The 13006-nt window shown below is 35.4% G+C and carries 10 protein-coding genes; 2 read left to right on the forward strand and 8 right to left on the reverse strand.

Going from position 1 to position 13006, the window contains the following annotated elements:
• Positions 1-57: 57 nt before the first annotated feature.
• Both UH7x_RS09140 and UH7x_RS09145 read right to left on the reverse strand, forming a co-directional pair.
• Complete coding sequence (locus tag UH7x_RS09140; protein WP_482363420.1) at positions 58-657, reverse strand: hypothetical protein; 600 nt, start codon at positions 655-657, stop codon at positions 58-60.
• A 67-nt stretch (positions 658-724) separates the two neighbouring features.
• Positions 725-1996, reverse strand: a complete 1272-nt coding sequence (locus tag UH7x_RS09145) for a serine hydrolase domain-containing protein (protein ID WP_482363421.1) — start codon at positions 1994-1996, stop codon at positions 725-727.
• Between the two features lie 212 nt (positions 1997-2208).
• Between UH7x_RS09145 and UH7x_RS09150 the strand changes: the two genes are divergently transcribed.
• On the forward strand, positions 2209-2775 hold the full coding sequence (locus tag UH7x_RS09150; protein ID WP_482363422.1) for a sugar O-acetyltransferase: 567 nt from the start codon (positions 2209-2211) through the stop codon (positions 2773-2775).
• A 7-nt stretch (positions 2776-2782) separates the two neighbouring features.
• Here UH7x_RS09150 and UH7x_RS09155 read toward each other — a convergent pair whose 3' ends face one another.
• The 6 genes from UH7x_RS09155 to UH7x_RS09180 all read right to left on the reverse strand — a co-directional run bounded on the left by UH7x_RS09155 (position 2783) and on the right by UH7x_RS09180 (position 12412).
• Positions 2783-3616, reverse strand: coding sequence for a phosphatase PAP2 family protein (locus UH7x_RS09155; protein ID WP_482363423.1), 834 nt, complete (start codon positions 3614-3616; stop codon positions 2783-2785).
• Between the two features lie 46 nt (positions 3617-3662).
• The gene (locus tag UH7x_RS09160) at positions 3663-4712 is read right to left on the reverse strand and encodes a nucleoside hydrolase (RefSeq protein ID WP_482363424.1); all 1050 of its coding nucleotides are present in this window, start codon (positions 4710-4712) and stop codon (positions 3663-3665) included.
• Positions 4713-4786: 74 nt separating this feature from the next.
• Positions 4787-6913: a Tex family protein gene (locus tag UH7x_RS09165; protein ID WP_482363425.1), complete on the reverse strand. Its 2127-nt coding sequence runs from the start codon at positions 6911-6913 to the stop codon at positions 4787-4789.
• A 20-nt stretch (positions 6914-6933) separates the two neighbouring features.
• Positions 6934-9000 carry a methionine--tRNA ligase gene (gene metG, locus UH7x_RS09170; protein ID WP_482363596.1) on the reverse strand — a complete coding sequence of 689 codons (2067 nt, stop codon included), beginning with the start codon at positions 8998-9000 and terminating at the stop codon, positions 6934-6936.
• A 198-nt stretch (positions 9001-9198) separates the two neighbouring features.
• Entirely contained in the window at positions 9199-10914 is a 1716-nt protein-coding gene (locus tag UH7x_RS09175; RefSeq protein ID WP_482363426.1) for a DUF1501 domain-containing protein, read from the reverse strand.
• 10 nt (positions 10915-10924) lie between these two features.
• Entirely contained in the window at positions 10925-12412 is a 1488-nt protein-coding gene (locus UH7x_RS09180) for a DUF1800 domain-containing protein (RefSeq protein WP_482363427.1), read from the reverse strand.
• Positions 12413-12610: 198 nt separating this feature from the next.
• Between UH7x_RS09180 and UH7x_RS09185 the strand changes: the two genes are divergently transcribed.
• Positions 12611-12970 carry a YraN family protein gene (locus UH7x_RS09185; protein WP_482363428.1) on the forward strand — a complete coding sequence of 120 codons (360 nt, stop codon included), beginning with the start codon at positions 12611-12613 and terminating at the stop codon, positions 12968-12970.
• Positions 12971-13006: the final 36 nt, after the last annotated feature.

Raw genomic sequence — 13006 nt, forward strand, 5'->3', positions numbered from 1 at the left:
TCCAGTATTTCGGAAATTGGGATTTAAAGAAATTTATTAAAAAAGAATTGAACAATATTACAACGCTTTTTTCTTTATGTCTTTAGCAAAAGTCTTGGCTAATTTTGCATAACATTCAGAGATGCGATATCCAGAATCATAGTCATTACCCATAGCACCTGCACCCTGTGCGTCTTTGTAACTACCAGAAAATAATACATTCGAAGGGTTACCTGTTTCATAGATTGTAATGGTAGCATCAATCTCGGCATTGTGTCTAACAATGCCCACGTTGTAACCAGGATATAATTTTGTGGTATGCACTAGCATTGTGTAATCAGCTCCCTCTTCTTGGACCTTTACCACAGAATCATCGAAACGTTTATTAAAAGATTCAATAAATTTAGGATGGTATCTATTTGGGCGATCATCGAACCATGATTTTTTAAAACGTTCACCATCACCAGCTTTCTTTTTTTCGCGCTTATCCATTTTGTCTTTCAAAAAATCTTCTTCATTATCGAATTTCGGAATTTGTACATCCGTATAATCGAATTCCATGGAGTAGACTTTAATGTCTTTTAAATTTTTAAGATTACCATCTTCGACCTTTAATTTTTGGCCGATAGCAGAAGTTGAGAATATCGCCAGAAAGGCTATTATTGCAAAATTTTTCATAATGAATTTTTTAATGATTAAGTGTTGTTCAAAGTTAATGAAACCGCATGAACAAGGTCAACATTTTTTAATCATCAATTGTTGTAAATATCATTTGACGAAATTTCCAACCTGTTTCATCACCTGGCGTGTCACGTATTTGTTTCATTAAAATTCCAATTATATTTTCTTTGGGGTCTGCAAAATATTGAGTGTTAAAATAGCCGCCCCAGTCAAAAGTGCCTTCGCTACCCAAGCCGCCTAAATCTTGTCCGCGTTTTGTAATTAGGCCAAAAGCCAAGCCATAATCTTTGGCATCGCCGCCAAATAAATCGCCAGATTGATTACTCATAATACTTTGTACGGTAGTTCTACTTAAAATTCTAGTCCCATTTAATTCTCCCTTATTTAAATACATCTGTAAAAAAGTGGCATAATCTTTAGCGGTACTTGAGAGTCCGGCGCCGCCAGAGAAAAAGCTTTTGGCTCCTTTTTTAGGGTAATCAGGATTGTAAAAAGTTGTTGGAAAATTTTTCCACTTTCCATCTTTTTTAAATTGAATATTAACCAATCTATCATGTTTGTCTTTTGGTAAATAGAACCATGTGTCATCCATTCCTAAAGGATCGAAGATTTTTGTTCGCAGAAATTCTTCAAAAGGCATTCCTGAAATAACTTCTATAAAATATCCTAAAACATCTAATCCTTCGCTATAAACATAAGCCGTACCTGGGTCATGATGTAAAGGTAGTTTTGCAAGTTTTTTAACGCTTTCTTCAATTGTTATGTTTTCAGTTGTAAAAAGGTCTGTAATTCCAGCTTTTTTGTAGATAGCTTGAAAGCGTTTGTCACCATCGATTACACCATAACCCAATCCTGAAGTGTGCGTTAGAAGATGTCTGATTGTTATTTGGTTCTCCGCTGGTTTGGTAGTATAGCTGCCGTCTGCGTCATTAAATGAGTCTAGAATTTGAGCTTCACCAAATTCAGGAATATATTTTGAAATGGGATCGTCTAATTTAAATTTACCTTCTTCCCAAAGCATCATCACAGCTGTGGAGGTAATTGCTTTTGATTGTGAAGCTATTCTAAAAATTGTATTCTTTTCAAGTTTGTCTCCTTTTTCATTCGAAGTGCCATAAGCTTTATGATAAACTATTTTTCCATTTCTAGCTATTAATGCGACAACGCCAGGTACTTGATTTTGGATAACAGCACTTTTAAGCATTGCATCTATTCGATCAATACGCTCCTGAGATATATTCGCTTCTGCAGGTGTAGTAACTTCAAGCGTGGTTTTTTGTTGGGCATAAAAATTGGCTGTAGAAAATAATAGAAATAAAAAGAGGATTTTTTTCATAATTAGCTTGGTTTTAAGAGGTTTAAATTAACTAATTTGAAGATATTTTGGATGAAACATGTTTTAATATTTTTTATTAATGATGATTTTCACTTTCACCTTGGTTAAAACAGAGAACTATAATTTTTGTAATATTAACAGTGCTGTACAAAAAGTGGTGCATTCATAAATTGTTAATTCTTCAAATATAGGTTTGTTAAAATGGAATATTTATGACTGAAAAGGAAAAAATGATTCAGAGTTTACCTTATGACCCATTAGATAAAGAGTTGATTTCTGGAAGATTACGTGCTCGTAAATTGACCAGAAAAATTGCTGAAATTCCAATGGATAAGGAAAAACAACGAAGACATGTTTTTAAGGAACTTTTAGGAAGTACTGGTGGACGATTTTATATAGAAAATCCATTTCTCTGTGATTACGGATATAATATTCATTGGGGAGAAAATGCTTATGCTAATTTTGGTTGCGTCATATTAGATGCGGCTCCTGTACATATTGGAAAAAATGTAATGATGGCGCCAGGCGTAAAATTATTAACTTCTACACATCCTTTGGAATTCGCAGCAAGAAATTCTGGAATAGAGACGGCGGAACCAATTCATATTGGGGATAATGTTTGGATTGGTGGAGGTGTTATAATAAATCCTGGAGTTACTATTGGCGATAATTCGGTAATTGGATCAGGAAGTGTTGTGGTAAATGATATACCAGAAAATGTAGTTGCAGTTGGAAATCCTTGTAAGTTTCTTAAGAAAATTGATAATTCAAAAATGTGAGAAGTTTTTAAAATTGCATTGAAACACCGAGCGTTCCAGGTCCAAAATTGAGATTCCAACTCGTCTTTTTAGATAGCGAATTATATTTTTGATCATACTTTCTATCGAGATAACGATCGATACATTCTACAGTGGCAATACTTATTGCAAAAGCAAAAACCACATCGCTTACCCAGTGCTGATTATCCCAAAGTCGAGATATTCCAGGAATAGCACCTAAAGTGTAAATGCCAGCTTTTGCCCATGGACTTTTAAATTGTTTGCCTATGGCATAGGCGTTAGTAAAAGCCAAAAGTGCATGCCCAGAAGGAAATGAATGATAATTTCTGTCCCTTTCGAATGGGGCAAAGGTGTCTTTGCCTAAGCCAGCTACTGGCCTTGCTCTACCCACAAGAGATTTCATTACTTGTTGTAATAATCCAGTTGAAGTTGCGGATGCAATAAGTAGAACCCCTGTTCTTCTCAGTTTCTCATTTTTAGTAATTAACCCTACTAAGTATACGCCTGATGTAACCATGTAATTGTTTTCAGGACTCCCATAAAATTCCCCATATTCCCTAATAATTGGCGGTACGCTTGCTCTGTTAGATTTTATAAATTCTGAAGTTTCATCATCCACTAAATAAAGTGCGCCGGTGCCAGCTAATACACCTCCAAATTGAGCCCATTGTTTTCCCTTCCATTTAAGTGGTTGAATATAAGAATGGCCTACACTCGTAAACATATTGCCAACATCGTATTTAAAAAGTTGCCAACGTTTTTCTTCGTTATTAGTAATTGAATCTTGGGCAATGATGTTTGTAAATGCTAACACCATTAATAAAGTTATCAGTTTATTCATAAGAAATGCTATGATAAAATTTCATGAGAGTAATATAGTAAAAGATTTATTTTACAGAAACGTACTTCGGATTGTTCATTGTTTCGTAAAAATCAGCAATAACGGCATCGCGATCGAAATTTTCCCATATGGTAATTTTTCGGTTGTTATTAGGTCGTTCAATCCATTGGTTATCTATTAAAATTGGACATGGAATGCTTTTAGTTTCTCCCCAGGAAGCATTTTTTAAAACCGAAAGCGCCACCATATCAAACAGTGGTCGTGATGGGGTGACCTTGTCTGTTCCAAAATGTTCAAAAATATGTTCAAAGAGATTTGCGGCATAATCGCCAAAATTATCAAAGGTGCCACCATGTCTTCCAGTGATGGGTGCAATCGCTTTTGGTCCTAGACCGGCCATTTTTTTATCAACTTCACTTTTGCTAACGGCTACTGCATCGGTTCCGGAAGGTTTTCCATAGCGTACTGTTACCATTTCAAAAGGTATTTTACTATTTAAAACATAGTTCATCGCAATGGTGTCATTGTCCTGATTATATTCTCCAGGCTCCGGATAATTACTGCCCAACCAAACAATTTTTGTACGGTCAACAAAAGTTGAATCTTTCTTTATGGCCAATGCAATATTTGTAAGTTTTCCAACAGCGACAATAATTACATCTTCTTTTTTTGTTTCTTCTAAAATAAAATCCACGCCAACTTTACCATCATAATTATCGGGGTTAAAATTAGCTGTAATATCTTTGAAATTACCTTCGGCACCTTTTAATAACGGAAGCGAATCTTTTAAGTTACACAGTTGCATTACGCGCTCTGCTTCGTCATAATGACCCTGAATATCAGTGTCGTTTCTTGTGGCATTAACAGTTATTCCCTTAACATCAAAAGTATCACCGTTCAATAGCATATAGGCAATTGCAAATTGGTCGTCTAATTCGTTATTGGCATCAGTATCAAAAATTAATTTGATTCTCGAATCTATTTCTTCGATATCTTTTTCTACAATTATTTCTTGTTTATCCTTCTTAATTTCCTTGCAAGAATTAAGAATAAAGAGCATTATAATTGTTAATAGTAGTGGAAATTTATGTTTCATAAATTATGATGATAATGTTGCAATTGTATGAAAAATACGAAAAATTCAACTAGAGGCTAAGCTATTATATTTTTTTAGGATTTATGCAAAGCCAGTTGAATTCGTTTTCTAGGAATATCAATCGACAATACTTTTACAATTATTTGCTGATTGAGATGTACATGTTCATTTACATCTTTCACAAAAGAATCAGAGAGATTTGAGACATGTATCAGCCCACTTTCTTTTATGCCGATATCTACAAAACATCCAAAATTGGTAATGTTGTTTACAATACCAGGTAATAATTGTCCGTCTCTTAAATCTGAGATGCTGCGTACATTTTGGTCAAAAGTGAAAACTTTAGCTTTTTCACGTCGGTCGAGTCCGGGTTTTTCAAGTTCATCAATGATGTCTTTGAGGGTAGGTAGGCCAATGGTTTCCGTGCAGTATTTTTTAATATCGATTTTTTCAAGCTGACTTTTATTTCCGATTAAATCAGAAATTACTACTCCTTTGTCTTTGGCCATTTGTTTTACAACACCGTAACTTTCTGGATGTACAGAAGAATCGTCCAACGGATTTTTTCCATCTTTTATCCGAAGAAAACCTGCGCCTTGTTCAAAAGCTTTACCACCTAATCGAGCGACTTTTTTGATAGTAGATCTATCCGTGAATGCGCCATTTTCATTGCGATACGCAACTATATTTTCTGCTAGTTTTGAGCCAATGCCTGATACATAACTTAACAAAGGAACACTAGCGGTGTTGATATTTACTCCGACTGAATTAACACAACTTTCAACAACGCCATCTAAAGAAGTTTGCAACTTACTTTGATCTACATCGTGTTGGTATTGCCCTACACCAATTGATTTTGCATCTATTTTTACGAGCTCAGCCAACGGGTCAGCAAGTCTTCTTCCAATAGAAACTGAACCTCTTACCGTAACATCATAATTAGGGAATTCGTCACGCGCAATTTTAGAAGCTGAATATATCGAAGCTCCTGCCTCGCTAACTACAAAAACTTCAGGTGAATTCTTAAAATGAATTCGCTTCACCAATTGCTCTGTTTCTCTTGAAGCGGTACCATTACCTATAGCTATGGCTTCAATTTTATAGGCATCACACAAAGAACTAATTTTCTTCATGGCTTCAGAGCCTTTGTTTTGTGGCGCATGCGGATAAATAGTTTCGTTGTGTTTTAATTCACCTTGGGCGCTTAGACAAACAATTTTACAGCCTGTTCTAAAACCAGGGTCGATAGCTAAGATTCGCTTTTCTCCCAACGGAGCGCCCAATAGAAGTTGCTTTAAATTTTTTGAAAAAACACTAATAGCCTCATCATCTGCTTTCTCTTTCGCTAATTTTAATATTTCATTCGATAAGGAAGGAAAGAGTAATCTTTTATATGAATCTTCCAGTGCTAATTGAACATGTGCAGTACAAGAATTATTAGATTTAATAATACGGTCTGCAATTTTTGAAAGGATGTATTTGTCATCAATTTCAATTTTAACTCGGATAAAACCTTCGTTTTCTGCTCGTAAAATTGCTAACAATCGATGTGAAGGACAACGTTTTAAAGCTTCGCTCCAATCAAAATAATCTCTAAATTTTTGGGCTTTCTCATCGTCTTTTTTTGTGCCGATTACTTTAGTGGTAAGCATGGAAGTCCGTTCAAGTTGATTCCGAATTTGATTCCGAATAGAAATACGTTCGTTTAGCCATTCAGCAATTATATGGCGAGCCCCTTCGAATGCTTCGTTTTCATTTTTAACTTGATCATTTAAATACTGAGAAGCAACATAATCAATCTCATTATGATTCTGAGCCATGATAATTTTTGCCAAAGGTTCTAATCCGTTCTTTCGAGCAGTCTCGGCTTTGGTCTTTCGTTTCTTTTTAAATGGAAGGTAGAGGTCTTCTAGATCGACTAAATCGTCTGAGTTATTAATTTTTTGGCGAAGTTCATCAGTTAACGCTTCTTGTTCTTCAATAGCCTTTAAGACCGCAGATTTTCGTTTTTCAAGTGCCTCAAACTGCGCTTTAAATTGAATAATGGAACCAACCTGCACTTCATCTAAACCACCAGTAGCCTCTTTTCTATAACGCGAAATAAATGGTAAAGTACAGTCTTGATCTAATAGTTCGACTGTATTTTTTATACCCTTTTCAGGGAGTTGGGTGTGTTTGCTGATAAAAGGGATGAGGTTCATAGGAATTCTAACGAAATTTCTTAATTAATTCCTTCCCCATTACCAACGCCATCTTCATCTGGGTTAACGAAAATTAATTTGCCCTCTGCATTTTCAGTCATTAAAATCATACCCTCACTTTCTACGCCGCGTAATGCTCGTGGAGCTAGGTTGATTAAAACCGTTACTTTTTTGCCAACAATTTCTTCTGGAGTAAAACTTTCTGCAATACCAGAAACAATAGTACGTGTGTCTAGTCCTGTGTCAACTTTTAGTACAAGTAATTTTTTGGCTTTTGCCATTTTTTCAGCTTCCACAATAGTTCCAACACGCATGTCTAGCTTTGTAAAATCGTCAAAAGTAATGGTGTCTTTTTGTGGCATGAGTTCTTTGTTTGCGTTTTCGTTAGCTTTTTTCGTAGCTTCTAATTTATCTAATTGGGCTTGAATTTCTTTGTCTTCAATTTTTCTAAAGAGCAATTCCCCTTTGTTTATTTGATGACCTGACGGAAGTAGTGTTTCTTTTGTTGAAACATCAGTCCAAGAAGTCTCGAGTACGCTCGACCTGACGGCCAACATATTTTTAAGTTTTTCTGAGGTAAACGGTAAAAATGGTTCACTCAATACTGAAAGTGCGGTTGCGATTTGAAGCGCAACAAACATGATGGTTTTTGTTCGTTCTTCATCTACCTTGATAACCTTCCAAGGTTCTTCATCAGCAAGATATTTATTGCCTAAACGTGCAAGATTCATTAATTCTTGACTGGCTTCTCTAAAACGATAGCGTTCTAAAGAATTGGATATAATGTCAGGATATTTACGAAGTTGCTCTAATGTTTCAGAATCAACTTCTGAAAAATCTCCTGCAAGAGGCACTTGCCCATCATAGTATTTATTAGTTAAAACTACCACTCGGTTGATAAAGTTGCCAAAAATCGCAACTAGCTCGCTGTTGTTTCTAGTTTGAAAATCTTTCCATGTAAAATCGTTATCCTTAGACTCCGGAGCATTTGCTGTTAAGGTGTATCGCAATACATCTTGCATGTCAGGGAAATCTACCAAATATTCATGAAGCCAAACCGCCCAATTTTTTGAAGTAGAAAGTTTATTGCCTTCAAGATTCAAAAATTCATTTGCAGGTACATTTTCAGGTAGAATAAAATCGCCATGAGCTTTAAGAATGGCTGGGAATATTATGCAGTGAAAAACAATATTATCTTTTCCTATGAAATGAACAAGTTTGGTGTCGTCTGCTTTCCAGTAAGGCTCCCAATCTTTCCCTTCACGTTCGGCCCATTCTTTGGAAGAAGAAATGTAACCTATAGGAGCATCAAACCAAACATATAATACTTTGCCCTCACCACCTTCAACCGGTACTGGTATTCCCCAATCTAAATCTCTGGTTACTGCTCTGGGTTCTAAACCACCATCAATCCAACTTTTACATTGCCCATATACATTTGGCTTCCAATCGTTTTTGTGTCCTTCAAGAATCCATTTTCTAAGAAAATCTTCATATCGGTTTAAAGGAAGAAACCAGTGTTTTGTTTCTTTAGTAGTGGGTACTGTTCCCGAAATAGTAGATTTCGGATTTATTAAATCTGTTGCGTTTAATGATGATCCACAATTTTCACATTGATCTCCATAAGCTTCCTCATGGCCACATTTTGGACAGGTGCCTACTACAAAGCGATCTGCTAAAAATTGTTGCGCTTCTTCATCGAAAAGTTGTGCGGTAATTTCTTCTATAAAATCACCTTGATCATAGAGTTTCTGAAAAAAATCTGATGCCGTTTTATGGTGAACGGGCAATGAAGTTCTAGAGTAGTTATCGAATGTAATTCCAAATTCATTAAAAGAATTCTTAATTATACCATGATACTTATCTATAATTTCTTGTGGAGATACACCTTCTTTTTTTGCCTTCATGGGTATTGCCGCGCCATGTTCATCACTACCACATACAAAAAGCACGTCTTTACCAGTTAATCTTAAGTAGCGCGCATAAATATCAGCTGGCACATAAACACCAGCTAAATGACCGATATGAATGGGGCCATTAGTGTACGGTAATGCAGCAGTAATAGTATACCTAGAAAATTCAGACATCATAATTGAATTAGCCTGCAAAAATAAGATTTTTAATGTTGAGAGCCTTCAGTCAATTTGTTGGATTTAACTGAAATAAAATAAAAATTAATTATTGTTCATGATTTGAAGAAAATATATGGTTGCTTAAATAAGCAAAGCCTCCAAGTAACTTTTAGAAAGAAATTGAAGGCCTTTGCACGTTGTGGGGACGAAAAGCTAGGCTACCATAACAGATTTACTCATCTTATGGTTTTGTACTTGAATTCTGTATATGTATTTTCCAGTAGCTAATTGCTTAGCCATATTTTCTCTAATGTTAATTTCTCTAGATCCTTCAAACATCATCTCATTAAATACTGTTCCCATATTTTGACCTAAAATATTGTACAGCTGAATATCTACATGTGCACTAAAAGGCATTTCTAGATAAATATGCGGTGCATTATTAGTAGGGTAAAATGGTTTATGAACAATGGTTTCTAATAAACTTGGATCATAAGGAGTAGGATTTTCTGGTTCACCGTTCTCGCCCTCAGCCATGGGAATGGTTGGTTCACCATCGCTGTATGCAATTTCAGGAAAATCAACACCACTACAATTAAAGCCTAAATTAACAGGAGCATAAGGGTGGTCTAATAAATGTTCTTCTACTAATGGGACGGGAATACATAACCATTCTGCCATTACTGTGGCATAGAGGTCTCTAAAGTCCATTGTGTATTCTAAGTTGCCACGGCCATCGGGATCGTCTAAAGTTGGATGTTCTCCAACAAATGCACTTCCGTTAAGTCCTGACCCAAAAAATAGGGTAGGTGCTGCTTTTCCATGATCAGTACCGTTAGAACCATTTTCGAAAATACGTCTTCCAAATTCTGAGAAAGTCATACTTAATACTTTGTCATCTTGTTGTGTGAAACCTAAATCGTCATAAAAATTATCAATAGCTATTGATAAGTAAGACATTAATCTTTCATGAGCTAAAGGTTGATTTCCGTGCGTGTCAAATCCTCCTAGAGTAATCATATAAACTTTTGTTCCTAAATTGCCTTTTATCAATCGCGCTAATAAAGCTAATTGACGTGCAAAATAATTATCTTGATATTCAACTTGGTTCTGACCTCTTTCATAGGCTTCATGAATAGCACCTGAGTATTCATAAGTTACATTAGCAACTCCTCTTAAAAACTCAAGTTGGTCACCGTACATACAATCATCGAAAAGACTTGGGTCTAGATTGTACTGTAAGCCTGTTTCGGCAATTTCTTCTAACTGATCTATGTTAGAAGCAACAAATGCGTAATTTGTTTCTTCACCTTGAAAAACTAAACTTCCAAAATTTCCAATCTGTACTGCTGCTGGAGCAACGGGAGGGTTCATTAAATAATCTGGATAGATGTTTTCAAAATGTCGTCCCATCCAACCAGTATTTAAACCTGAAAAACCGGTAGAAGTTAAATCTGTATTTGCAAAAATATCGGAACCAGTAAAGTGAGAAAGACTTTGACTTTCATAACCAACACCATGTACTGCTTTAAATGAACCTTCACCCCACATTGGTTCTAAAGATTTCATGTATGTTGGCACACCAAATTCATCGGTCAATTTCAAAATTTTACTTTCTGGAATATAAATATTCGGTCGTGCATTTGCATAGGCATCGTATTGTTCTATGGGTAGCACAGTGCTTAGACCATCATTACCACCAGAAAGACGAATAAGAATTAATATTTTATCAGTTTCTGCTTGCGCAATTGCTTGCGTAAGAGGTGATGGAGCTGAGGCTGTTAGCATATTGCTGCCTAGCATCATAGATCCAGAACCAGCAATTCCTAAAGCTTGTAAGAATGAACGTCTGCTCCAAGTTTTATGTTCTAAATCATGACCTTCATGTTGAAGACCTTTATATGGTGTTTTATCGTGGGTATCGCACATAATTGTAGGTTTATTTTAATTGGAATTCAGGTTGTCTAATTAAGTGAAGTAATAAGAGGTATACTTGAGAATCTGCATTGGTCAACATCATACTCCATGATCCATTTTGGTAGACCATATCGCTTTCGTAAGGTTCTCTAAACACATCAAAAGCCGCACTATAATCTGGGATTTCAGTAAGTAATCCTTTTGGAGTGATTTTGTCTATAATTGCTCTTGCTACTTCATCGGGGTCGTTAGTTGTAGCGCCATTTGGACCTGTGGCTGCAATTCCAAAAGTTCTAAATTGTTCTTGATTATTCTGCCAAAAATTTTGAATAAACATCTCAAAAGTTAGCCAGCGTCCTATCATGAAATTGGTATTAATCCAAGAACGGTTTCTTTGCCAACCTGCTACATCAAAAGGATCGAAGAGTTCTTGGCTAAGTAGTGTAGAAGCACTATTTAAGCTTGATAAGGTAGCATCATCATAAGTGAAGTTAGTTTCATTTATGAAGTTTAAGTACATGTCATACGGACTCTTGATTATTACACCAACAGCATCGTCATCAAAAAAGTGTTCGCTTTTAAAAAGTTGTGCTAATACTGGTGCAATTTCAAAATCGTTCGCTATAAATGTGGCTGACATGCCTTGGATAATAGTTTCTGCATTACCTGCTTCATCTTGCGAATCGGGGTGTACAAAAAACTCATATAATTTTTTGCAAATAAACCAACCTATTTCATCAGCTCTTTGCTCAAAAAGAATGTTTATTACGTCATCATAATCCCAATTACCAGATTGACCAAAAATAGTTTTGGAACCTGCATCAAATCTTTCAGGATCAAAAGTTACAGTTTCGCAACCTAGTTCTCCTCGTTCGACATAACCGGTTAATGCCCTAGCAGTTTCAATGATGTCTTGCTCAGTATAATTATTGCCTTCTCCTAAAGTAAAAAGTTCGTATAACTCACGACCATAATTCTCATTCGGATTATTGCCATTATTATAAACTCCATCTAAATAATAAAGCATTGCACTAGTTAGTCCAATCTCGCTAACAAAAGTTTTAAAATTGCCTAGAGCATTGCGCTGTAGACAATTTACATAATGATATAAAAAGCCATTACAGTTGTATACGCTTAATTGAGTAACAAAATGATTGCTCCAGAAAAAACTCATTCTATCGGCTAGATTATTGTCGATAAGAGATTTGGTGTACGCTAGACTAATTTCGTCTATTTGAGAGTTTTTAAGTGCGTTTCTGGCTTGATCATCTTCCGGATAATTACTGTTATTCCAATTTGCCCAAGCCGGTTCTGGAATGGTGTTAGCATTAGATGCTTGATTTACTAAATTATCAACTAAAGCTGTTGCTGTTTGGCCAATTGCGGCATTTATAGTGTCTACAGATGCACTAAATCCAAGCCTTCTATAAAGATGTTCCGCTTTATTTTTATCCAAAGGAATGGCATAAGCGCTAAGGCCTGAAGTATTACAATTAATGAAATATTCCATAGTTAAGTAGGGCGTTAATAGGTGACGTTCATGTGCTTGGGGGCAACTAAATAACGAAGTTAAGGTGGGTATAGTACCCGATTTCTCTTAATTTCGATAACGTGCATAAAGATTTACGCACTTCTCGTCTTTTAAGACGTTTAACTGCATGTATTTTCGATGAAATGCATTATTTTGATGTAATAATTCAATATTAAAGTGGGAAAGCATAACGAATTCGGAAAAGAAGGTGAGCAAATAGCAGTAGATTATTTACTGAAAAGTGGTTATAAAATTCATTGTAAAAACTATCGATATTTAAAATCTGAAATAGATATAATCGCGCAGAAAAAAGAAGTTCTTGCTATTGTAGAAGTGCGTGCTAGAAGTAATGATCAGATAATTTCAATTGCTGAAACGATAACGCCAAAAAAAATAAAACTTCTGGTTGCAGGAGCACATCAATATATTGTTGATAATAATCTGGATTTGGATGCTCGATTTGATGTGATAACAATATTGAAGAATAAACAAATATTCAAAATTGAGCATTTGGAAAGTGCTTTTTACCATTTTTAGATAATCTTCTTTTGTTTTATTTGTAACAATTTGTTA

Source organism: Aurantibacter sp. UH7, assembly GCF_056839165.1.